We start from the raw sequence: 23,856 nt of genomic DNA, 5'->3' as shown, positions 1-23,856 counted from the left end.
ACAAAATATTCTTACAATAGGAGCTGTAACACAAATTTCGTTGAAAGGTGGAGAACTGGTGAGAATACAGAAAAGACGAACACACGTCGAAAACATTCTCCGTATTCTTTTGCCCCCAATTATGATACTTAGCCTAATCCTCCCAACACCACCCATTCATGCAGAAGAAAGCGCGGCTCCTCAGGTGCATCTGAGTATTTTGGCTACGACTGATATTCATGCCAACATGATGGATTACGATTACTACAGCGACAAAGAAACGGCGGATTTCGGTCTGGCGAGAACAGCGCAATTGATCCAAAAGCACCGCGAGCAAAACCCTAACACCCTTCTTGTGGATAACGGCGACTTGATTCAAGGGAATCCGCTGGGTGAATATGCGGTGAAATATCAAAAAGACGACATTATCTCCGGCGCGAAAACCCATCCGATTATCAGCGTCATGAATGCGCTGAAATACGACGCCGGAACGCTTGGCAATCATGAATTCAACTACGGGCTCGACTTTCTCGACGGCACAATCAAAGGAGCCGATTTCCCGATTGTAAATGCCAACGTCAAAACAACTAGCGGCGAAAACCGTTATACGCCGTATGTGATAAAAGAGAAAACGGTCACTGACGAAAACGGCAATGAGCAGAAAGTAAAAGTCGGCTACATAGGCTTTGTCCCGCCGCAAATCATGACATGGGACAAAAAGAATCTTGAGGGGCAGGTTCAGGTGCAGGATATCGTAGAATCCGCCAATGAAACGATCCCGAAAATGAAGGCGGAAGGCGCAGATGTCATTATTGCCCTCGCCCACACCGGCATTGAAAAGCAGTCACAATCATCAGGCGCAGAAAACGCCGTGTTTGACCTTGCCACTAAAACGAAAGGCATTGACGCGATTATCTCGGGCCATCAGCACGGGCTCTTTCCTTCCGCCGAGTATGCAGGTGCTGCGAAATTCGATGTGGAAAAGGGAACGATTAACGGCATTCCTGTCGTCATGCCAAGCAGCTGGGGCAAATATTTAGGCGTGATTGACCTCAAGCTTGAAAAGGCGGACGGCTCATGGAAGGTAGCAGATTCCAAAGGAAGTATTGAATCTATTGCTGGCAACGTCACATCAAGAAACGAGACCGTTACAAACACCATTCAGCAAACACACCAAAACACACTGGAGTATGTCCGAAAGCCAGTCGGCAAAACCGAAGCAGATATTAACAGCTTCTTTGCACAGGTCAAAGATGATCCTTCCATTCAGATCGTGACTGACGCGCAAAAATGGTATGCCGAAAAAGAAATGAAGGATACTGAGTACAAGGACCTTCCAATTTTGTCTGCGGGGGCGCCGTTTAAAGCAGGCGGCAGAAACGGAGCCAATTACTATACAAACATTCCAGCCGGAGATCTTGCGATTAAAAATGTCGGTGACTTGTACCTTTACGATAATACTGTTCAAATCGTCAAGCTGACAGGCAGCGAAGTGAAGGACTGGCTGGAGATGTCAGCAGGCCAATTCAACCAAATTGATCCAGCCAAAGGCGGCGATCAGGCCTTGCTGAACGAGAATTTCCGCTCCTATAATTTTGACGTGATTGACGGTGTCACATATCAGGTCGATGTGACAAAACCGGCTAAATACAATGAGAACGGAAAAGTGATCAATGCGGATTCATCCCGGATCATCAACCTTTCCTATGAAGGCAAGCCGATCAGCCCAAGCCAGGAATTTCTCGTAGTCACCAATAACTATCGTGCGTCCGGAGGCGGCGGGTTCCCTCATCTGACAAGCGATAAAATTGTCCACGGCTCTGCAGTTGAAAATAGGCAGGTGCTGATGGATTACATTATTGAACAAAAAACAGTCAATCCAAAGGCAGACAACAACTGGTCAATCGCGCCTGTTTCCGGCACGAATCTGACGTTTGAATCCTCGCTTTTGGCCAAGCCATTTGCCGATAAAGCAGACGACGTCGCTTATGTAGGCAAGTCTGCGAATGAAGGCTATGGTGTGTATAAGCTGCAATTCGATGATGATTCAAATCCAGATCCTCCTACAGACGGACTGTGGGATCTGACCGTCATGCACACCAATGATACGCACGCACATCTCGATGATGCAGCGAGACGAATGACGAAAATCAACGAAGTACGCAGCGAAACAAATCACAACATTCTCCTTGATGCGGGAGATGTGTTTTCCGGCGATCTGTATTTTACTAAATGGAACGGTTTGGCCGATCTGAAAATGATGAACATGATGGGCTATGACGCCATGACCTTCGGGAACCATGAATTTGATAAAGGCCCGACAGTGCTTTCTGATTTTCTAAGCGGAAACAGCGCAACCGTTGATCCGGCGAACCGCTATCACTTTGAAGCGCCGGCATTTCCGATTGTCAGCGCAAACGTAGATGTGTCAAATGAGCCCAAACTGAAATCATTTGTCAAAAAGCCGCAAACCTTTACCGCAGGTGAAAAGAAAGAGGCCGGCATCCATCCTTACATTCTGTTAGACGTTGACGGGGAGAAAGTCGCCGTATTCGGCCTGACAACAGAAGATACAGCCACCACATCAAGCCCGGGCAAAAGCATCGTATTCAATGATGCCTTTGAAACAGCACAAAACACCGTCAAAGCGATTCAGGAAGAAGAAAAGGTAAATAAAATTATTGCTTTAACCCATATCGGTCATAACCGTGATCTTGAGCTAGCCAAAAAAGTAAAAGGCATTGACTTGATCATCGGCGGACACACTCACACCCTCGTTGACAAAATGGAGGTCGTGAACAACGAAGAACCGACGATCGTGGCGCAGGCAAAAGAATACGGCCAATTCTTGGGGCGCGTTGATGTCGCGTTTGATGAAAATGGCGTTGTGCAAACAGACAAATCAAATCTGAGCGTGCTGCCAATTGATGAGCATACAGAAGAAAACGCAGAAGCAAAACAAGAGCTTGATCAGTTCAAAAGTGAATTAGAAGACGTAAAAAATGAAAAAGTCGGCTATACGGATGTGGCGCTTGACGGCCAGCGTGAGCATGTGCGCACGAAAGAAACGAATCTCGGAAACTTCATCGCGGACGGTATGCTGGCAAAAGCGAAAGAAGCAGCCGGCGCCAGAATAGCGATAACAAATGGCGGCGGCATCAGAGCCGGCATTGACAAAGGTGATATCACACTCGGCGAGGTGCTCAACGTGATGCCGTTCGGCAATACGCTTTACGTGGCCGATTTAACCGGAAAACAAATTAAAGAAGCCCTTGAACAAGGCCTAAGCAATGTGGAAAATGGCGGCGGCGCTTTCCCTCAGGTGGCCGGAATCGAATATACCTTTACATTAAACAACGAACCTGGACACCGTGTGTTAGAAGTGAAAATTGAATCGCCTAACGGAGACAAAGTTGCTATAAATACGGATGATACCTACCGCGTGGCAACAAATAATTTTGTCGGTGCCGGAGGAGACGGATATTCTGTCTTTACAGAAGCCTCCCATGGTGAAGACCTTGGCTACGTTGATTATGAGATTTTCACCGAACAGCTGAAAAAACTAGGAAACAAGGTCTCTCCTAAGCTTGAAGGACGGATCAAAGAAGTATTCCTGCCGACAAAGCAGGAGGACGGCAGCTGGACACTTGATGAAGACAAATTTGCGATTTACGCTAAAAATGCCAACACGCCGTTTGTCTATTACGGAACACATGAAGGATCACAAGAGAAGCCTATCAATCTCAAAGTAAAAAAAGATCAGGTCAAACTTTTGAAAGAAAGAGAGTCAGATCCTTCATTGACGGTGTTCAACTACTGGTACAGCATGAAGATGCCAATGGCGAACCTTAAAACCGCAGACACTGCAATCGGAATCAAGTCGACGGGAGAATTGGATGTGTCACTGGCAGATGTATATGACTTTACAGTGAAGCAAAAAGGAAAAGAAATAAAATCATTCAAGGAGCCCGTTCAGCTTTCGCTTCGCATGTTTGATATTGAAGAAGCCCATAACCCTGCCATTTATCATGTCGACAGGAAAAAGAAAGCTTTCATAAAGACAGATCACGGATCAGTTGACGATGATATGGTGACAGGATATACAAACCACTTCAGCGAATACACGATCTTAAATTCCGGAGAGAACAACAAACCGCCTGCATTCCCGTCAGATCAACCGACAGGCGGTGATGACGGCAATCATGGCGGCGGCTCCGACAAACCAGGCGGAAAACAGCCAACTGACGGAAACGGAGGAAATGATACGCCTCCCGGCACTCAACCGACTAACGGCTCTGGAGGAAACGGTTCGGGCGGATCAGGAACAGACGGTCCGGCTGGCGGCCTGCTTCCGGACACAGCCACATCCATGTACTCGATCCTGTTGGCCGGATTTCTGATCAGCGCACTCGGAACGGCAATGTACCTACATCAGAGGAGAAAACAGAATAGAGCGAATCAGGCATAAAAAAAGAGCTGCTCGCTAAGCGAGCAGCTTTCTTTATTTAAACCCACTTCACAACATCTTCAACAGCAGATCTTGTTTTCGGACGAGGGTCTCTCACTCGGTAGCCAAATGCCACCATCACAGAAATATCGAAGCTTCCGTTTTCCAGAAGGCCTTCTTCTTCAAGAATACGGTGAATGTGATCGTACTGGAAGCCTTCTATCGGGCAGGAATCAACACCGATTTGCGCAGCGGCAGTCATCATGTTGCCAAGCGCGATATAGGTTTGTTTTGATGCCCAGTCAAACAATGTTCTGTCACTTTCAAGCAAATGCAAATCGTTTTTCTGGAATTCTTCTGTTTTGCTTAAATAGCCTTCGTACACGTCTTGCGGCATTTGTTTTACTTCTTTTAAATGACGTTTGATGTAGTCCGCATTATATTTGATATCCTTCACTGTACGCGCAAGAATCAGGACGAAATGGCTTGCGGTCGGCAGCTGCTTTTGCGCGCCCCATGTGTATTCACGAAGCTTCTCGCGGAATTCCGGATTTTGGACGACGACAAATTTCCAAGGCTCAAGGCCGAGTGAGCTCGGAGACAGTCTTCCTGTTTCTAAAATAAATTCAAAATCGCTGTCTGACACTTTTTTATTCGGGTCAAATTCCTTAGTCGCATGCCTGAAATTGTATGCATCCAGAATTTGTTTCTTTAGATCTGCCATGTAAAACACCTCTCCTTTAGGTTACTCTCATCTCTATTGTAGCCATTATGATAAAAAGTAAAAGTACGCACATTTTTGTTGGATAGTATCAATTTTGATACCAAACAAAAAAGCGCGCTGCCGCAGGCAGGCGCCTCTCTCATTTCCCCCGCCGCGCAAAATCAACAAATCGGAATTTGTCGAGACGGTGTCTGCTTTCCGTATATTGAAACAAACTGGTATCCTCCAAAAAGACGTAGTTTCTCACCACGACCATATGGTCATAGCCGCGTAAATCGAGCAGCTCTCTGTCCTCGTCCGTACACGGCTCGGCGACAATTTCTTTTTGGGCGTAACTGATCGAAAGACCGAGCTCTCCTTCTATATATTCATATATGGAGTTTTCACAAATTTCTTTCGTCAGGTGAGGGACATGCTTTCTGAAAAAGTAATCCTTGTCCAAAATCACATGTTCCCCGTCAATCTTTCTAGACCTGATGACTTCCCAGATGTCGTCATCCAGATTGGCCCGGAGCTGTTTTTGGATCAGCTCTGACGGAGGCTCCAGCCCGAATTTGTGTACAGTTGTTTTCGTTTCTTTGCCAAGCGTTTGCGCGAGCTCCTTGAAGCTGACAAGGCCCGAAACGGGAAACTGCATTTTTTCACGATTGAGCACGACGGAGCCTTTTCCCCTGATTTTCTGGATATAACCGTTTTGCGCGAGCATATGAAGCGCCTTTCGGACCGTTTCTCTTGATGTACCGTACTGTGCGGTCAACTCATGTTCAGACGGAAGAATCTCCTCCGCTTTCCATCGGCCGCCTTCAATTTGCTGTGCGATGTCTTTATAAATTGTGATGAATTTATTCACCTTCATTATGGACCACCCAGCTTAGTTTAACACGGTTTCGTTAAACGATAAACAATGGACTCATACGGGCGAAGCGTCATGTTCTGAAGCCCTTCCCTTGCTTCATCGTTCGTCAACAGCACCTCTGCCTTCCATTCGTCAGGCGCTAAAGAGTCCGGCAGTGTAAAGGCCGCCTCTGTCCCGTAAAAATTATTGATCACGAGCAGCTTTTCATTGCTGCCGTGTCTGAGATACGCAAAAATGTTCGGGTCATCCTTTGCAATTATCTCATACGTACCCTCTGTCACAATGTCATACATTTTGCGAATCTGAATCAATTTTTGATAATGGTAAAACACCGAATTCTGATCTCTCAGCGCCGCTTCAGCATTGATTTCCCGGTAATTTCCTGCAACCGGTATCCATGGTGTGCCCGTTGTAAAACCACCATTTTCCGTAGCATCCCACTGAACGGGGGTTCTGGAATTGTCACGGGATTTCGCCTGTAAAATGGCTGTAATATCTTGATCAGCCATTCCTTTTTCCTTAAAGGCGTGATACATGTTCAGCGATTCGACATCCCGATAGGAGCTTATGTCAGTAAACTTCGGATTCGTCATCCCCAGCTCCTCGCCCTGATAAATATAAGGCGTGCCCTGCATCATATGAATGGCCGTAGCAAGCATTTTCGCCGATTTCACCCTATATGCGCCATCATTTCCATATCTTGATACAACGCGCGGCTGATCATGATTGCACCAGAACAGAGCGTTCCATCCCCCTCCTGCGTGCATCCCCGTTTGCCAGTCGGATAGGATCTCCTTCAGCTTCAAAAAGTCAAACGGCGCCAAGGCCCATTTTTTGCCGTTAGGATAGTCAACCTTGAGATGATGGAAGCTGAATGTCATATCAAGTTCTTTATTGTCAGGATTCGTATACCGGATACAGTGGTCTACGGTTGTTGAAGACATCTCACCGACCGTCATGCTGTCGTAATGCGAAAACACCTTTTCGTTCATTTCATGCAGAAATTCGTGCACCCGCGGCCCATCAGTGTAAAAAGAGCGGCCGTCGCCTTCCTCCGCATTCGGAAAGCGCTGATCTTTAGAAATCAGGTTGATGACATCAAGCCTAAAGCCGTCTATTCCCTTTTCAAACCAAAAATGCATCATGTCATAGACATGCTTTCTGACCTCTTCATTTTCCCAATTCAAATCAGCCTGCGTCACATCAAACAGATGCAAATAGTATTGGCCTGATGCTTCGTCAAGCTCCCATGCCGAGCCGCCGAATTTCGATTCCCAGTTTGTCGGAACAGAACCGTTTTCCTGCGGGTCTTTCCATATATAAAAATCACGGTACGGGCTGTCTATTGAAGAGATCGCCTCGCGAAACCATTTGTGCTCTGTTGACGTATGATTGACAACAAGATCCATGACGACTTTCAGGTCTCTTTTATGTGCTTCGGACACTAGCCGCTCAAAATCCTCCATCGTTCCGTATTCAGGATAAATCGAGTAATAATCACGAATATCGTACCCATTATCATGTTGCGGAGAATCATAAATCGGCGTCAGCCAAAGCACATCCACCTGAAGTGTTTTTAAGTAATCAAGCTTTTCAATAATGCCGTTCAGATCGCCGACACCGTTTCCTGTCGTATCGTTAAAGCTTTTCGGATAAATTTGATAAACCACAGCTTTTTTCCACCATGGCGTTTGTTCTGTTTTCATCTGTTTCCACCACCATATTTAAATTGAAAACGGGAAAAGGGAACGTTCAACACGTCCCGCTCCCCATTTGTTATTTATGTTTGAATCTCGCATACGCGTATGTTCCGGCAAACGGCACGATCAATACAATAGCCATCCCGATTGCAAACGCGCCCCAGTACTGGCTCATGATTGAGAAAATCCCCGGCACGCCGCCGACACCGACGGAGCTTGCCAGCACACCTTGAGAAGAAATATACATTCCGGCCAGGCCAGAGCTGACCATTGCAATGATAAACGGGAATCTGTATCGCAGATTCACCCCAAAGATGGCAGGCTCTGTAATGCCAAGATAAGCAGAAATCCCTGATGTGAGGGAGAGGCCTTTTTGTTTCTCATCCTTCACGATAAACATCATGGCCAGAGCTGCCGAACCTTGTGCGATATTAGAAAGCGCCAGCATCGGCCATAAAAAGGTGCCGCCGAGCTTTGAACCGATGAGCTGCAGGTCGACTGCAAGAAACGTGTGATGCATACCGGTAATCACGAGCGCTGAGTAGAAACCGCCATATAACAGACCGCCCAGTGCGGCAAAAGAACCAAACACCGAGATAAGCCCTGAAGTCAGTACATTACCGATCGCAAATGTAATCGGGCCGATAATGACAAAAGAGGCAAATCCTGTTAAGAGAAGCGTAATTGGTGCGACAACGAGCAGCTGTATGCCCTCAGGTGTGCGTTTTGTTAAAAATACCTCAATCTTCGCCAGCATATAAGAAGCAAGCAAAATTGGGAGCACCTGGCCCTGATAGCCAACTTTCTGCACCTCTAGGCCGAATAGATTCCATACCGGGATCTCTCCACTTTGTTCTGCCGCGCCATATCCCCACGCATTCAGCAAATCAGGATGCACGAGCATAACTCCGAGCACAATGCCGAGAAGCGGATTGCCGCCGAACCGCTTGACGGCAGACCATCCGATTAACGCAGGCAAAAACGTAAAGGCCGTGCCTGCAATCAGGTTAATCATATTAGCAAGATCCGCCCACTGCGGATAAACCTGCACAATCGATTTTGTGCTGAAGAAAATGCCTTCCGCCGTTAAAATGTTATTGATCCCCATTAAAAGACCCGCCGTGACAATCGCAGGCAATATTGGAATAAAAATATCTGCAAGCGTTTTCACAGCACGCTGCAAAGGATTCATATTTTTTTCTGAGGCCTTTTTCACTTCATCCTTTGTTGACTCGCCAATTCCCGTTTCCTTGACCAGTTCAGCATATACTTTGTTGACAGTTCCCTGGCCGATTACGACCTGAAACTGTCCGTTTGTCGAGAATGATCCCTTTACCGCATCAATTTGATCAAGCATCTCTTGGTCAACCTTGCTTTCATCTATTAAAGCAAAACGCAAACGTGTAACACAATGAGTTGCCGCTGCAATATTTTCAGCACCGCCGACTGCTTCGACAATCTGACGTGCCGATTTGTTCAGTTCCCCCATGCCAACCCCTCCGTATCCGTTTTTATAACTTGTATATACAACTTATAATCATATTGTATTCCTGTATATACAGGTAGTCAACACTTTTTTATAGCGCTTTCATCCTAGTCTGGAATATATGAAACAGACAAGGTTACCCTAAAAGTCACAAGCACTTATTGTGACATTAAAAAGCAGGGTGAGTCTCTATGAATAAACGCGACAAAGCGCTTCAGCTCATCAAAGAGCTTGAAGACAATCAGGACAGACCGATCTCTCCCAATTTGAAGGAAAACCTCGATAATCTGACCTTATTAACAGAAGGCTGCTCAGACATCGTATTTAGACAATTTGACTTTGGAAACGGGCTGTGCGGATTTATTGTTTATATCGAAGGAATTGTAAAATCTGAACATATTCAGGATCACGCCCTCCGCCCTTTCTTAATGCATTTGACGGATCAAATAGATGAACATGAAAAGGCGCTGCAAAATACTCTATCAATTTCAAGTGTTGCAATAGAAACGAGTATGAGCAAAGTGGCTGCATCCATCATTGAGGGGAACGCGGTTTTATTTGCCGACGGGCACTCAAAAGGCCTGATCTTAAATATAAAAGGCGGACAAAGAAGAAGCATTGAAGAGCCGATAACAGAATCGACCATCAGAGGGTCAAGAGAGGGCTTCACAGAAAGCCTCAGGGTCAATACCGCTCTTGTGCGCTTTCGCGTCAAAACGTTTCAGCTTAAAATGATCTCATTTAAAATCGGCACAAAAACCAAAACAGATGTTGTCTTGGCCTATATTGACGGGCTTGCCGATCCAAAGGTCATTGACAAAGCAAAAAAAAGAATCAAAAAGATAAAGATTGATGCTGTCTTAGAAAGCGGATATATTGAAGAATTTATCGAAGACGACACGTACTCGCCATTCCCCCAGCTGCAATACACAGAAAGGCCGGACACCGTCGCCGCCCAGCTTCTCGAAGGCCGATTTGCCATTTTCACAGATAATACGCCCTTTGTCTTAACAGGCCCGATTACGTTTTGGCAGCTTATGCAGGCCAGTGAAGATTACTATGAGCGTTATTTGATGTCTAACTTAATCCGCTGGCTTCGCTATATGTTTTTATTCGTTGCTTTATATTTGCCGGCTATTTATGTTGCCGTTATTACATACCATCAGGACTTAATGCCGACAAACTTAATGTTCAGTGTGGCCTCCGCGCGTGAACCGATTCCTTTCCCCGCCATCATAGAAGCATTGATTATGGAAATTTCTTTTGAGGCTCTCCGTGAGGCGGGAGTGCGCCTGCCTAAAACCATCGGCCAGACCGTCAGTATTCTCGGGGCCCTAGTCATTGGGACAGCCGCTGTTGAAGCGGGAATTGTGTCTGCCCCCATGGTGATCATCGTATCGTTAACAGGGATCGCGTCATTTACAATTCCGCGGTTTAACTTAGCTATCTCCATCAGGATGCTTCGTTTCCCGCTTATGTTTTTGGCAAGTATTTTTGGGATATTCGGCATTATGCTCGGCACGATTATCTTAGTGCTTCATTTATGCAAGCTGCAATCTTTCGGCATTCCTTATTTATCCGGGATTTCTCCGTTTAAACGAGATGAAGTAAAAGATATTTTTGTCAGGGCGCCTTGGTGGACGATGACCAGAAGGCCGGGCACGTATTCGCGCGGCAACGGACAGAAGGGAGCGAAAAGAGAGGACCCAAAAGATGAAGAAAACAATATATAAGTGTGTTTTGCCGCTTCTCATTTGTATCCTTCTAACGGGGTGCTGGGACCGGACAGAAATCAATGACATTGCATTTGTTGTCAGCTCAGCCATTGATAAGAAAAAAGATCAGTATCGAGTGGCCATGCAGATTCCCTTGGTCGGTCAATTAGGCGGACAAACAGGGGGCGGCGGCGGAACTGCCGGTTCAAAAACATGGTATGTTGATTCAGCTTCCGGCACTACGATCAGAGAAGCGAACAACAAGCTGCAAACCTCCTTGTCACGGACAATCAATACGTCCCACAGACGTACAGTCATTATTGGAGAGGATATGGCGAGAGACGGCGTTGCCCCAGTCTTTGATATTTTAACGCGAAATCCGCAGAACAGATTAACGGCGCTCATTTTAGTCAGCCGGGGAGAAGCGCGGGATATTTTAAACACCGATGTTCAGCTTGAACAGTTTCCGGCGGAAATGATTCGGGAGCTGGCCATTATCGCAACGAGCCGCCCCGTTTTTTTAAGCAGATTCATGTCTGATCTAGTAGAAATAGGCAGTGATCCGTATGCACCGGTCATCTCTGCATCTAAAACAAAACCTGGAGGGAAAGGCAAATCTAATTTGAAAATTGACGGGCTTGCGATCTTTAAAAAGGACAGATTGATGGATATTTTCAAAGATGAACACATGACAGCAGCCCTAATGTTGCTGAATCAAGCCCGCCAGCCAGAATTCATAGTAGACCTGCCGAATCAAATGGGACAAGCATCCATTCAGCTTCAAAAGTCCAATGCATCCTTTCATGCCGCTGAAAAAAACGGAAAGTTGTCAATGACAATCGAGGTCAGAGCCAAAGGAATTATTATGGAAAACCAATCAACCTATGAGACGAGAGAAACTGACCAGTATTACATCATTCAAAAAGCATTAAACAGAACCATAAAGAAGGACGTGATCAGCACCGTTCATCGTTTGCAAAAGCTAAAGGCGGACCCGGCCGGCTTTCAAGACAGGACCATCAGAAGCACGGCAACCACGAAGAATCTGCTGAAAAAGGAATGGGAAGAGGTATATAAGGATATGGAGGTTCACGTCGTCCCAATTGTGACGATTGAGCAGGGCGGTGTCCTATACAAAACGATCAGCCATTAATGGAGGTGCGTCAGCATGATCAGCTATATCGTACAGACATTGATTGTGTGCATTGCCATATACGCATATGAATGGAAGAATTTTCGTTCCGCTAACAATCTAACAAAATGGGCCTTCAGCCTGCTGATTGCAGGAAGTGCTTTTCTATGGATTTATATGAGAGTGAATCCCCTGCTTCCGCGGCTGGGGCACCTGTTTAAATATATTCCGTTTTGAACATGACAGAAAGGATGTGCTTTATGGACAAGACCTCTGCATACCAAGGATTATTTTTCGGAGCTCTGTATACGTTAGCGGTCGGATTAAAGCATGCTCCGATTCTCATGATCGAATCAGCAAAACAAAATGCCTGGCACAGCTACATCCTCGGCGTTGTCATCGTGATTCCGGCACTCTGGCTCATGCATAGGCTGATGAAAAAGCATCAGGATAAAAATATCTATGAGCTGCTGAGCGATTCCTCACCAATCGCAGGCCGGATTATCATTTTACTGTTTTCTTTGTATTTCCTGTTAATCAATGCTCATGATATACGTTTTTTCATCAATTTGATTAACATTTTATTTCTCCCGAGAACACCAATGGCTGTTCTTGGCGGTGTTATTATCTTTGTGGCGATCTGTATTGCCAGAGAGGGAAAAGAAACATTGACCAGAATGGCGCAGATATTCCTATTTCCATTCGGCATCCTGGTCTTGTTCCTTCCATTTACGCTGGCCACACAAATTGAGCTTCAAAACTTGACGCCTGTTTTTGAAGGTTTAATCCCATATCTTCAATCAGGCTATTACGCGTTTGGGACAATGGGGGAATTGATTATCCTTCCGCTCCTCTTCTCAAACCGGAGCGTCCCGCTAAAATACACCATTTTCGCGATACTGCTGGGCGCTTTATTGCTGGCCGTGATGTTATTTTCTTCAATTTCTGTCTTTGGTCCCAACCTGACATCTACTTTCTTTGATCCTGCTTATATGGTCATCAGGCAGATCCGCATTACGGATTTTCTGGATCGCTCAGACCTGATCATCGCGGCTTTTTGGATTCCGGTCATTATGGTGAAGATAGCAGGTTCCCTATATATCGTGGTATACGGCCTTTCGTTTTTACACTCAAAAATCGACCCGAAAGCCATGTATACACCAATCGGCATGTTCTCAGTCGTATGCAGCTTTTGGTTCTTTTTAAATACAAATCAGCTAATCGACTTTAACAGAATCAAACCAATCATTAATGTAGTGATTTCTCTTTTGCTGCCTTTACTCATTTATTTGATCATAAAAAGCAAAGCGTTGTTCGGCGCCAAAGCAAAGCACTAGGAGTTTTTAGCTTCTTTTGTTTGATAAACAGGATTCTGTTTTGTTTTCCTTATATCTTTCAGGTAGTACTGTTCAGATGTAAAGAATTCGGTGTACAGCGCTTTTACCTTTCTGCTCAATAACAACAGCGCAATCACATTTGGAACGAGAATAAAAGCCAATGCTAAGTCCAAAAAACCCCAAATGGCTTTTGCTCCGCCTGCGGCACCTATGATAATAGCCGCTAAATAAACGAATTTAATCACGTGTCCTGCCAGCCGCCCGAACAGAAATTCAGCTTGCTTTACGCCGTAAAAAATGACAACCATAATGGTTGATACGACAAAGAAGACTAGGGAAACCGAAACGAAGTACCCTCCGCCAGAACCGAAATAATGCTGAAATGCAGCCGTCGTCAGTGCTGCCGGGTCAATTGAGGCGTTCTTCCCTGTCCAGACACCAGATGCAAGAACGACAAAAGCGGTGGTCGTGCAGATGATCAAGGTGTCAATGACAATGCCGATCACAGACCAAAACCCTTGCCGCACAGGATGATCAGTCATTGCTGCCGCATGTGCAATCGGGGCTGTTCCCATTCCGGCTTCATTAGAATAAAGCCCGCGGGCAAATCCCCAGCGAACGGTTTCCGCCAACGCAGCACCTGCGAACCCTCCAACTGCTGAAGAAGAGGTAAACGCATTTGAAAAAACGAGAGAGAAAAACGCCGGCACTGATGATAGATTCATGAGAACAATCAGGAGACCGGCACCTGCGTATGCCCCTGCCATAAGAGGCACGACAAACTCTGTTACTTTTCCGATCCGCTTTACCCCTCCTATCACCACTAACCCAATCAAAAATGCAATTCCGATTCCTGCGTATATTTTATTGAAAGAAAACGTCTCGGCAAGCGAGACTGAAACCGAATTTCCCTGAACCATAATGCTCGGGATCAGCTCCACAATCAGCGCAACAGAGAAGAATACGCCGAGCCATTTCATGCGCAGCCCTTTTGTTATGTAATACATCGGTCCCCCGACGTATTCACCCTGCTCATTTTTTTCTCTGTAATGAACAGCAAGAACACTTTCAGAAAACTTAATCGCCATGGCAAATAAGGCAATAAGCCACATCCAAAAAACCGCTCCTGGTCCTCCAAACATAATAGCGGCGGGCACACCGACAATGTTCGCTGCACCGATCGTTGAACTGAGGGCTGAGGTCAATGCCTGAAGCGGTGTGACTGTGCCCTCTCCCTTCGGCTTTTTTCCTACGCTGCCGATTGTCTGTTTGAAAATGTATAAAGGATAGCGAAATTGAAAACCTTTCAGCAAAATAGTGAAATACAACCCCGTCCCCGTCAGCAGGATGATTAGCGGCGGACCCCACAGCCAATCAGATATATGCTCTATCCATACTAATAGTCGTTCCATCCCATCACCCTTTTTTCGTTTATGGGTCATTTCCCATAGATGGAAAAACATAAACCTTTTGACATAGATCTTGGAACATAAAAAGGATGGCTTTTATCAATCGCCATCCTGCAGATCAGACAAATCAGCTGGAAGAAGGTCTGTTTCGTCCAAGCCGATCATATACTTTATTCTTATAAAAAGCGGATGCTGGCTTTGAAAACATGCCTTTTTTGTCGACAAGCTTATCAAGCAGCAATTGCTTTTCAGATTTTTTTCTGATTAATTGCTCGCGTTCTTTTTCGTCATAGCACTTTTCGATTAAATGGTCGATGGTCATAAGCTCTTTTTTGAGCGCGCCCTCGTCCTCTGCCATTCCCGCGTTTTTCAAAATACGATAGCCCATGCGCAGCGATTCCGGCAAGTGTGCCGCGTCATCCTTCGGCAGCGGCTTCCCCATTCCCGGGAGGTTTTGAAAGTCCCCGTCTTTGATGGCGCGCTTAATTTTATCTTCAGACACAATATGGGAAAAATCCATCATTTCACCTCTTTTTATCTATACCTTATATTTTATCATACAATTCTCAATGTACCATTTTATTCCTTTATTTCTAGAAAGATACCTTGTTTTACATTTGGTAATATCAAAGCGAAACGTTGATTCGACGGCGTTTTTCGCCACTTTCTCCCTCATACGATTTTCACTTTTCTAATCTGCTGATTCGTGTTATATTGGATACGTTCGTTTTTTCTATCGTTTCGCTCGAACTGGATCGGAAAAAAGGAGTGTAACAATGAAAACATTTATAAAAGAAAGAGGACTGGCCTTCTTCTTAATCGCGGTCGTCCTGTTATGGATCAAAACGTATGTCGGTTATGTCCTGAACTTCAACTTAGGAATAGACAACACGATACAAAAAATATTGCTTTTTGTGAATCCTCTTAGCTCAAGCTTGTTCTTTCTTGGCTTTGGACTCTTGTTCAAGAAAAAATTACAGCAGACAGCCATTATAGTGATTCATTTTTTAATGTCTTTTTTACTGTACGCCAACATTGTGTACTACAGATTTTTCAATGATTTTATTACAATTCCGGTCATTATGCAGGCTAAAACAAACGGCGGCCAACTCGGAGACAGCGCATTTTCGCTGATGAGACCGACTGACGCCTTTTACTTTATCGATACGATCATCCTGATCATCTTGGCGATCAAAGTAAACAAGCCTGCCGAAACGTCAAGCAAAAAATCGTTCCGAATTATTTTTGCGTCTTCAATTCTTGTGTTCTTGATCAACCTGGCAGTTGCGGAATCAGACCGTCCTGAATTGCTGACAAGATCATTCGACCGGAACTATCTTGTGAAATACTTGGGAACATACAATTTCACGATTTATGACGCTGTACAGAATATCAAGTCCAACAGCCAGCGCGCGCTTGCCGATTCCAGCGACGTGACGGAAGTGGAAAACTACATGAAAGCCAATTACGATGTGCCGAATAACGTGTATTTCGGCAAAGCGGAAGGAAAAAACGTCATTTACGTTTCACTTGAATCTTTGCAGTCATTTATCATCGACTATAAAATTGACGGCAAAGAAGTGACACCGTTCTTAAATAAACTGGCACATGATAACGAAACGTTCTACTTTGATAACTTTTTCCACCAAACGGGACAAGGTAAAACATCTGATGCTGAATTTATGATGGAAAACTCTCTGTACCCGCTGGCTCAAGGTTCAGTTTTCGTAAACAAAGCGCAAAACACGCTGCAATCCGTTCCGGCGATTCTGAAGTCTAAGAATTACACATCTGCTACTTTCCACGGGAACACGCAGACTTTCTGGAACCGTAACGAAATGTACAAAGCGGAAGGCATTGATAAATTCTTTGATTCTGCCTACTATGACATGAACGAAGAAAACACGAAAAACTACGGCATGAAAGACAAACCGTTCTTCAAAGAATCAATGCCGCTGCTGGAAAGCCTGCCGCAGCCGTTCTATACGAAGTTCATTACCCTTTCCAACCACTTCCCATTCGGAATGGATGAGGGGGATACAGACTTCCCGGCTGGAGACTTTGGTGACTCTGTCGTCGATAACTATTTCCAGTCAGCCCATTACCTTGATCAGTCCATTGAACAATTCTTCAATGATCTGAAAAAAGACGGGTTATATGATAAATCGATTATTGTAATGTACGGAGACCACTACGGCATCTCTGAAAACCACAATAAAGCGATGGCGAAAGTGCTTGGCAAAGATGAAATCACTGATTACGACAACGCCCAGCTTCAACGGGTGCCGCTCTTTATCCACGCTGCCGGCGTGAAGGGCGAGAAAGTTCATAAATATGCCGGAGACGTTGATGTGGCTCCTACCATTCTGCATCTGCTCGGAGTGGATACGAAGGACTATCTGATGTCCGGTTCTGATATTTTATCGAAAGAACACCGTGAAGTGATTCCGTTCCGAAACGGAGACTTTATTTCACCGAAGTACACGAAAATATCCGGTAAGTATTACGACACGAAAACCGGAAAAGAACTCGATGAATCCGAAGTAGACAAGTCAGAAGACTCACTCGTCAAGAAGGAACTTGAAATGTCCGATAAAATCATAAACGGAGACCTGCTGCGGTTCTACGAGCCGAAAGGTTTTAAGAAGGTGAATCCTTCCGATTATGATTACACAAAACATGACGAAGATTCTTCCGAAACGTCAAAGGATAACGAAGATAAATAAGAAAAAGCGGAGAGGTTGCCCTCTCCGCTTTTTTTATTTGACAGCAGCTCTCAATTCTTCCGCCGCAAATTCCACATTCGGGCCAATAATGACTTGAACCGATTGCCCGCCCGATTTGACAACCCCTTTTGCGCCTGCTTTCTTTAGCAGCGCTTCATCCACCAAAGCGGTATCCTTCACAGTCAGTCGCAGCCTTGTGGCGCAATGATCAATGGTTTGAAGGTTTTCTTTTCCGCCGAGCCCTTTCAGCATGATGTTTTCATTTACATCCTGAACAGTATTTTCATCCAGCACTTCATCTACATCATCGTCTTCCCGTCCAGGCGTTTTTAAATTCAAAGCCTTAATCAGTACATAAAACACGATAAAGTATACTGCCGCATAGCATATACCTACCAAAAGCAGAAGCAGCGGTTTTTCTGCGATTCCATAGCTGAGCACATAATCGATAGCTCCGGCTGAAAAAGAGAAGCCTGAGCGGATGCCGAGCCAGTTGACGATAAATAAAGATAACCCGGTTAAGACCGCGTGAACAGCGTATAAAAGCGGAGATAAAAACATAAATGCAAACTCAATCGGCTCCGTAATCCCTGTGATAAACGCCGTTAAAGCAAATCCAATCATCATTCCAGCCGTCGCTTTCCGTTTAGACGGCTTCGCAGTCACAACCATAGCCAGACACGCCGCCGGAAGACCGAACATCATGATTGGGAAAAATCCGGTCATATATGTGCCCGCAGTCGGATCTTTCGCGAAAAAGCGCGCCAAATCCCCTGTCACTCCGTTATATTCTCCGAATTGGAACCAGAAAATATTGTTCAGCACATGGTGAAGGCCAAGCGGAATTAACAGCCTGTTGAATAGGCCGAATATGCCTGCCCCGATGCCACCGAGCCCGAGCATCCACTCTCCAAACGAGTTGATACACGATTGAATCGGCGGCCAGACCACTCCGAATATGCCCGCTAAAATGATCGTAATAATGGCTGTTAAAATCGGCACAAGCCGTCTGCCACTGAAAAACCCGAGATATTCAGGCAGCTTGGTATCCTTGAAGCGGTTATAGGTGTAACCGGCAATTAAACCGGCAATAATTCCCCCAAACACCGCCATGTTATTTGTTTTATCAATTGTCTTTGTTGCCGCGTCAAGCATCAGATACGATATCGCCCCTGATAAACCCGCTGCCCCATTGCTGTCTTTTGAAATGCCGATGGCAATACCGATCGCAAAAATAAGCGGCAGATGATCAAAAACCGCCGTCCCCGCCTGATAGACAAACGGGATATTAAATACATCCTCTCTGCCAAGCGCAAGGATAATTCCAACCGCAGGCAGAACCGCAATCGGGAGCATAAATGACTTCCCGAGTTTTTGTAAAAATGAAAGCATACCCATCCCCCTCATACCCTTTTTTTTCAAATATACCATATAAGATATCTAGTGATCTATACCAATTTTCCCGGGGGTATTTCTTTTTTCCCAGGTCCGTGTGTTTCCTATTTTTAAGACAGTTGTGGTAAGCTTAATCTAGATTATTTAAAAAGAAAGCGGGAATGACAGATGATTGTAACAAACGATCAAGAATTAGAAGGCCTGAAAAAAATCGGAAGAATCGTCGCGCTTGCGCGTGAAGAAATGAAGCGGAAGGCAGAGCCCGGCATGAGCACAAAAGACCTTGACCTTATCGGAAAAGCTGTGCTTGATGAGCACGGCGCCGTTTCAGCTCCTGAGAAGGAATACGATTTTCCAGGTGTGACATGTATCAGCGTAAATGATGAAGTGGCTCACGGCATACCAAGCACATCCAAAATTTTAAAAGCAGGGGACCTTGTCAACATCGACATCTCCGCTGAATTTGGCGGCTTCTATTCCGACACAGGCATCTCATTTGTGCTCGGTGAAGGAGAAGAACGCCTTCATAAGCTTTGCCAATGCGCGGAAAACGCTTTTCAAAAGGGGCTTCAGCAGGCAAAAGCGGGCAAGCGCCAAAACCAGATCGGAAGAGCCGTTTATCATGAAGCACGCTCTCAAGGCTTTACCGTCATCAAAACCCTGACCGGCCACGGAATCGGCCGAAGCCTGCATGAAGCGCCGAACCACATCATGAACTATTATGATCCGTTTGATAATGCGCTGTTCAAAAATGGCACAGTCATCGCGCTTGAACCGTTTATTTCAACGAAAGCAGAAACGATTGTTGAAGCTGGAGACGGCTGGACGTTCAAGACGCCGGATAAAAGCATGGTTGCCCAAGTTGAACACACGATCGTCATCACAAAAGATGAACCGATTATCCTGACGAAACTGTAAAACACATTCCGGGCTTCCGGCAGGTTTAACCTCCTCCAATAGCAGGTAAAACATCATTATTCTGCACGAGGAGGTCTTGCAATGAACAGAGATCAAGAAAAAATCCAAATTGAAAACGAAATGAACGCGATGCATGGCACAATAAAAGAAGACATTTTAAAAGACTTTGATGAATTTAAAGGCTACCTGAAAAAACAAGTCAACCGAGGCAAAAAGCTGGGATTGGATGACGGCAAGCTTGTAAAAAGCGCTGCGATCCTGGGAGACTACCTCGCAAAGCATGAAGAGCCGCAAAACGGTGAAGAAATGCTGCTGCAAGAGCTTTGGAGCGTTGCAGACGAAGATGAGAAAGAACATTTGGCACAGCTTCTGGTCAAATTGGTTGATAAACAATAAAACATGAGCCGGGCGATATGCGCCCGGCTTTCTTGATATTGTCACAGCCCGGCTCTTTCAGATATGCTACACTACTATTATGTCTGTGAAAGGAGCCTTTATCTGCATGTGGTTTATTATTTTCGGCATCATTTTTTTCATTGAAGGCATCATTATGACCGTTTACGGCGTTAAGAAAAAAAACGGGATGCTCACATATATCGGCATTGTTTTCGCCATTATGACATTTGGCGTTGTCATGATCAAACTAACCGGCCATTAAATCATATTCGGCTTTTGCTCCGCATATACATTCAGAAGAACATTCGTACATCTAGTGCGAAAGGCTCAGTTTTCCCCGCATCTCTTTTCAGCATCTTTTTATAGATGTTACAATGCCAATCGTTTCGAAATCAGATAGGGAAAGGAGTTTTCTGACATGCATTACGGCAGTAAAGGCTGGTATGTGGCAGAACTAAAAAAGCAGGGGATCACGCACCATGAAGGAAGAAAGCTTCAAAGCTATAAAACCTATTTTCTTGCCAACCTGCTTGAATCAAAGAAAAAACAATCTTAAATATGGCAAAGCCGCGCACGTTGATATGCGCGGCTTTTTTCTATTCAACCGGCAGCAGCCTGTCCTTTTTTTTCATAAAGGACGCTCTCCAGCTTTCCGATAGTGCAGCCTCACTTAAAATCAGTTCAATGGCGGTGAGATTTTTTGTATCATGGTAGTTGATGCGGTTGGCGAACTGGACGGATATGCCCTTCTCTCCTCTGGACAGCAATTCAAGGTTCGCGCCGGGAGACACCCTGCCCTCCTCCAGCACGCGAAAATAGAACCCTGTATAGCCGGTTTGCTGGACCTTCAGCACCATTTCTTTTACACCAAACTTTTTCGCCAGCTTTACACACGGCTGGCGCGGCTGGCTGACCTGAACAACAGCTTCATCAAGCCTGAACACATCCCCGATGCAAACATTCTCCTCAGTCAGGCCCGCGACCGTCAGATTTTCTCCAAATGCGGCATTTGACAGCGGTCTTGAGAGGAACTCTTCCCAAAACAGATAATGCTCCGCCGGGTAGACACAGACAGCCTTATCAGGTCCGCCGTGGTTGACGAGGTCCGCCTGTCCGTCTCCTTCAAAATTCTCCCGATACAGCATGACGGCTGATTCAGCCGGCCGCTTCATGATGCCGGTTTCGATTTTCTTTCCGTCATATTCAAGCGTCTGCGGTTTTCCCAGATTAAGAGAAAGAACTGAATAGCGCTCTGGTTTCATACAAACACATCCCCTTTACAGGTTGTAAAATGATTGATTATCATAAAAAGAAAAGGTGGTTTTTACATGCTTCAATACCGAATCATTGTAAACGGCCGGGTTCAAGGTGTGGGCTTTCGCTATTTTGTTCAAATGGAAGCTGATAAGCGAAAACTGGCCGGCTGGGTCAAAAACCGTGATGACGGGCGTGTCGAGATTTTGGCAGAGGGTCCGGAAAACGCCCTGCAATCGTTTGTTGAGGCTGTAAAGAACGGAAGCCCTTTCTCAAAGGTTACCGACATCTCTGTGACTGAATCCCGCAGCCTTGAAGGCCATCATCGATTTTCTATTGTTTACTCATAAGGCTTATCTTGATAAAAGTAATTCGGCTTAACGATTGAGTTATCATAGGATCGGTGGAAGATATGAGTGGCAGCGGGTGAAATTGGCGGAATCAGCCACGTCCAGTCCCCCGTCAGCTTTCTGCCCGCTTCTTCCTCCTGTTCTTCAAACCGTTTAAACTGGCTTGCCGCTGTATGATGGTCAACGATGCTGACACCCTGCTTTTTATACGAGTGCAGCACAGCTTTATTCAATTCAACTAGCGCTTGATCCTTCCATAAATCCGTATTGTAATCAGCGGCGATGCCGATCACGGACGCTACTTTTTTGAGCTTGTCGTACCGCTTCTCATCTGCGAGGTTTCTCGCTCCGATCTCCGTGCCCATATACCAGCCGTTAAATGGCGCGGCATTATAATGAATGCCCCCGACCTCAAGCTTCATATCAGAGATGATAGGCACGCCGTACCACTTCAGCTCCAAATCAGAAAACGCCTCGATGTCCGGATGTGTGATTGGAACCTCGATCACAAGTGAACGCGGCAGCTCATACCAGACAGGCTGTTTGTCGCCTTTCATGCGAAAAATGAGCGGCAGCAGGTCAAAATCCGTTCGCTCTCCGCGCCAGCCGAGCTCTTCGCAGGCTGCTGTCAGTGAACAGGAAGCCGGGTCGCCGATTCTTTCTCCGTCTGACTCATATCCAGCGTACCGGATCAGCTGATGATTCCAGATCTCGACTTGCTTTTCACCCTTCTCTTCCGGAGGGAGAATCGTAATGGTCGGTCTGATTTTCCCGTTATTGGTGGCGGTTTCAATATGGTGAAAGAGGGCGTCACGCACTTCCTCCTTCGTCCGGACGTCTCGTCTGTCAATAACATTCAGCGAATTCCAGAACAATCTGCCGATGCAGCGGTTACTGTTTCTCCAAGCCATTTTCGCTCCGTGCTCCAGCTCTTCCTTCGTATGTACATAGCTTCCGGTCAGGTCAATTTCACTTTTAATGTCCTCGAGACGGTCTTTCACTTCCTCCTCCTTTCCCAATTCCTGATAGCATGCGGCAATAAACGCTTTCGCTTCGTTCCAGAGTATTTCTTTTTCTTCCAACAAACTCTCCCCTTCACATCACTTCATGCTTTTCATTGTATCGTTTTTAAGCGGCAAGACAAATGATTTTTCTGCAACTTCCTGGAAAACAATAAAAAACACCCGCGTGGTGCGGGTGTCAAATAGACGATAACCGATTTGCCAATTCAGTTAAGTCACTTCGAAAGTTTTTGCCGGTCATCGGTATGCCGTGCCCGGTCAATAACGCTTCCGGTTCAAGACCGGCCAGCTTTAGAATGGACTCCGCGGCCGTCTCTGTGTCAGGCGTGAAATAAGCCGGCGGCCCGTGAAGCTCCTGTTTTTGTATCAAGACGTCAGCCATTTTCTCTTGTTCCACTGTAATAACAGCATCACCTGCTACAAGCACGCGGCCGTCATCGCGGAATAACGAAATATGGCCCGGCGTGTGTCCTGGTGTCGCAATCCACATCCACTCGTCAAGAAAAGGAACTGAACCGTCTTCCGGCAGTGCCTGGACATGTGAGGAAATATCGATGGAGTGCCGCGGAAACAGCGGCGACAGCTTAGCGACCAGCCCGCTCTTGCTGTCAGGACGAGCCGGAGGATAATCCTCTTTACCTGTTACATAGGGCATTTCCCGAGAATGGACATAAACAGGCACATCCCAATGCTCAAGGATCTCTTCGATTGCCCCAATATGGTCAAAGTGCCCGTGTGTGAGGATAATCGCCTTCAGCTGAAACCCTTCACCGAATCTTTGTTTGGCTTCATTGACAATCATGCCGGCTGATTGAGGCATGCCGGCATCAATTAAAACAAATGAGTGAGGTTCAGAAGGCAGCTGAATAAAATAGACATTCGCAATTTGCACAGTCAGGCCGTGCACCCCTTTTGCCGCTTCGAACCCCGCTCCGCTTCTGACTGAAGTCAGCGGCATATAAGGATCACTCATAATGACACCTCCGGAATGTTGATGCCGTTAGTGTGTG

Annotated in this window: 22 protein-coding genes; 11 read left to right on the top strand and 11 right to left on the bottom strand. The window is 45.8% G+C overall.

What is annotated here, in order from left to right:
• Positions 1 to 58 precede the first annotated feature (58 nt).
• Positions 59 to 4,447: a multifunctional 2',3'-cyclic-nucleotide 2'-phosphodiesterase/3'-nucleotidase/5'-nucleotidase gene (locus ACFVP7_RS04310; protein WP_338732788.1), complete on the top strand. Its 4,389-nt coding sequence runs from the start codon at positions 59 to 61 to the stop codon at positions 4,445 to 4,447.
• Between the two features lie 37 nt (positions 4,448 to 4,484).
• On the opposite strand, the gene ACFVP7_RS04305 is transcribed toward ACFVP7_RS04310, so the two are convergent.
• The 4 genes from ACFVP7_RS04305 to treP form a co-directional block, all read right to left on the bottom strand.
• Positions 4,485 to 5,150 carry an NAD(P)H-dependent oxidoreductase gene (locus ACFVP7_RS04305; RefSeq protein WP_338732786.1) on the bottom strand — a complete coding sequence of 222 codons (666 nt, stop codon included), beginning with the start codon at positions 5,148 to 5,150 and terminating at the stop codon, positions 4,485 to 4,487.
• Between the two features lie 139 nt (positions 5,151 to 5,289).
• Positions 5,290 to 6,006, bottom strand: coding sequence for a trehalose operon repressor (gene treR / locus ACFVP7_RS04300; protein WP_003233679.1), 717 nt, complete (start codon positions 6,004 to 6,006; stop codon positions 5,290 to 5,292).
• Positions 6,007 to 6,026: 20 nt separating this feature from the next.
• Entirely contained in the window at positions 6,027 to 7,712 is a 1,686-nt protein-coding gene (treC, locus tag ACFVP7_RS04295) for an alpha,alpha-phosphotrehalase (protein ID WP_338732783.1), read from the bottom strand.
• A 70-nt stretch (positions 7,713 to 7,782) separates the two neighbouring features.
• A complete protein-coding gene (treP, locus tag ACFVP7_RS04290; RefSeq protein WP_124073292.1) occupies positions 7,783 to 9,195 on the bottom strand; it encodes a PTS system trehalose-specific EIIBC component in 1,413 nt (470 codons plus the stop codon).
• A gap of 188 nt (positions 9,196 to 9,383) precedes the next feature.
• Between treP and ACFVP7_RS04285 the strand changes: the two genes are divergently transcribed.
• From ACFVP7_RS04285 to ACFVP7_RS04270, 4 genes are read left to right on the top strand one after another with little or no spacing between them, the layout of a single operon-like run.
• A complete protein-coding gene (locus ACFVP7_RS04285; RefSeq protein WP_163117689.1) occupies positions 9,384 to 10,925 on the top strand; it encodes a spore germination protein in 1,542 nt (513 codons plus the stop codon).
• The gene (locus ACFVP7_RS04280; protein WP_338732778.1) at positions 10,906 to 12,060 is read left to right on the top strand and encodes a Ger(x)C family spore germination protein; all 1,155 of its coding nucleotides are present in this window, start codon (positions 10,906 to 10,908) and stop codon (positions 12,058 to 12,060) included. Before ACFVP7_RS04285 ends, ACFVP7_RS04280 begins: the two co-directional genes overlap by 20 nt.
• Positions 12,061 to 12,075: 15 nt before the next feature.
• On the top strand, positions 12,076 to 12,276 hold the full coding sequence (locus tag ACFVP7_RS04275; protein ID WP_003233686.1) for a hypothetical protein: 201 nt from the start codon (positions 12,076 to 12,078) through the stop codon (positions 12,274 to 12,276).
• Positions 12,277 to 12,299: 23 nt separating this feature from the next.
• The gene (locus ACFVP7_RS04270; protein WP_080529063.1) at positions 12,300 to 13,376 is read left to right on the top strand and encodes an endospore germination permease; all 1,077 of its coding nucleotides are present in this window, start codon (positions 12,300 to 12,302) and stop codon (positions 13,374 to 13,376) included.
• On the opposite strand, the gene ACFVP7_RS04265 is transcribed toward ACFVP7_RS04270, so the two are convergent.
• From ACFVP7_RS04265 to ACFVP7_RS04255, 3 genes are all read right to left on the bottom strand, one after another.
• The gene (locus ACFVP7_RS04265; RefSeq protein ID WP_015252561.1) at positions 13,373 to 14,788 is read right to left on the bottom strand and encodes a sodium:alanine symporter family protein; all 1,416 of its coding nucleotides are present in this window, start codon (positions 14,786 to 14,788) and stop codon (positions 13,373 to 13,375) included. The genes ACFVP7_RS04270 and ACFVP7_RS04265 overlap by 4 nt on opposite strands.
• Positions 14,789 to 14,912: 124 nt before the next feature.
• Positions 14,913 to 15,305, bottom strand: a complete 393-nt coding sequence (locus ACFVP7_RS04260) for a DUF1992 domain-containing protein (RefSeq protein WP_003233692.1) — start codon at positions 15,303 to 15,305, stop codon at positions 14,913 to 14,915.
• A gap of 18 nt (positions 15,306 to 15,323) precedes the next feature.
• The gene (locus tag ACFVP7_RS04255) at positions 15,324 to 15,461 is read right to left on the bottom strand and encodes a hypothetical protein (RefSeq protein WP_010886442.1); all 138 of its coding nucleotides are present in this window, start codon (positions 15,459 to 15,461) and stop codon (positions 15,324 to 15,326) included.
• Positions 15,462 to 15,561: 100 nt separating this feature from the next.
• Between ACFVP7_RS04255 and ltaS the strand changes: the two genes are divergently transcribed.
• Positions 15,562 to 17,511, top strand: coding sequence for a lipoteichoic acid synthase (gene ltaS, locus ACFVP7_RS04250; protein WP_003233694.1), 1,950 nt, complete (start codon positions 15,562 to 15,564; stop codon positions 17,509 to 17,511).
• Between the two features lie 33 nt (positions 17,512 to 17,544).
• On the opposite strand, the gene nagE is transcribed toward ltaS, so the two are convergent.
• The gene (gene nagE / locus ACFVP7_RS04245) at positions 17,545 to 18,903 is read right to left on the bottom strand and encodes an N-acetylglucosamine-specific PTS transporter subunit IIBC (RefSeq protein WP_003243372.1); all 1,359 of its coding nucleotides are present in this window, start codon (positions 18,901 to 18,903) and stop codon (positions 17,545 to 17,547) included.
• Positions 18,904 to 19,074: 171 nt separating this feature from the next.
• Here nagE and map point away from each other — a divergent pair, with 171 nt between their 5' ends.
• The 4 genes from map (at position 19,075) to ACFVP7_RS04225 (ending at position 20,776) form a co-directional block, all read left to right on the top strand.
• Positions 19,075 to 19,824 carry a type I methionyl aminopeptidase gene (gene map / locus ACFVP7_RS04240; protein ID WP_003233698.1) on the top strand — a complete coding sequence of 250 codons (750 nt, stop codon included), beginning with the start codon at positions 19,075 to 19,077 and terminating at the stop codon, positions 19,822 to 19,824.
• Positions 19,825 to 19,905: 81 nt separating this feature from the next.
• A complete protein-coding gene (locus ACFVP7_RS04235; RefSeq protein WP_003233700.1) occupies positions 19,906 to 20,220 on the top strand; it encodes a DUF3243 domain-containing protein in 315 nt (104 codons plus the stop codon).
• A 106-nt stretch (positions 20,221 to 20,326) separates the two neighbouring features.
• A complete protein-coding gene (locus ACFVP7_RS04230; protein ID WP_003244572.1) occupies positions 20,327 to 20,482 on the top strand; it encodes a hypothetical protein in 156 nt (51 codons plus the stop codon).
• A gap of 156 nt (positions 20,483 to 20,638) precedes the next feature.
• Positions 20,639 to 20,776, top strand: a complete 138-nt coding sequence (locus ACFVP7_RS04225; RefSeq protein ID WP_003233704.1) for a YflJ family protein — start codon at positions 20,639 to 20,641, stop codon at positions 20,774 to 20,776.
• A gap of 40 nt (positions 20,777 to 20,816) precedes the next feature.
• On the opposite strand, the gene ACFVP7_RS04220 is transcribed toward ACFVP7_RS04225, so the two are convergent.
• Positions 20,817 to 21,482 carry an MOSC domain-containing protein gene (locus ACFVP7_RS04220; protein WP_396583014.1) on the bottom strand — a complete coding sequence of 222 codons (666 nt, stop codon included), beginning with the start codon at positions 21,480 to 21,482 and terminating at the stop codon, positions 20,817 to 20,819.
• Between the two features lie 66 nt (positions 21,483 to 21,548).
• Here ACFVP7_RS04220 and ACFVP7_RS04215 point away from each other — a divergent pair, with 66 nt between their 5' ends.
• A complete protein-coding gene (locus ACFVP7_RS04215) occupies positions 21,549 to 21,824 on the top strand; it encodes an acylphosphatase (RefSeq protein ID WP_003233709.1) in 276 nt (91 codons plus the stop codon).
• Here ACFVP7_RS04215 and nosA read toward each other — a convergent pair.
• Both nosA and ACFVP7_RS04205 read right to left on the bottom strand, forming a co-directional pair.
• A complete protein-coding gene (gene nosA, locus ACFVP7_RS04210; RefSeq protein ID WP_041338238.1) occupies positions 21,815 to 22,906 on the bottom strand; it encodes a nitric oxide synthase in 1,092 nt (363 codons plus the stop codon). The two genes, ACFVP7_RS04215 and nosA, sit on opposite strands and share 10 nt — an antisense overlap.
• Before the next feature lie 118 nt (positions 22,907 to 23,024).
• Positions 23,025 to 23,819, bottom strand: coding sequence for an MBL fold metallo-hydrolase (locus ACFVP7_RS04205; protein ID WP_101169904.1), 795 nt, complete (start codon positions 23,817 to 23,819; stop codon positions 23,025 to 23,027).
• Positions 23,820 to 23,856 lie beyond the last annotated feature (37 nt).

It is taken from the genome of Bacillus sp. SG20033, assembly GCF_044570195.1.
GTDB classification, from domain to species: Bacteria; Bacillota; Bacilli; order Bacillales; family Bacillaceae; genus Bacillus; species Bacillus subtilis.
This window is presented reverse-complemented; position numbering and strand designations above follow the sequence as displayed.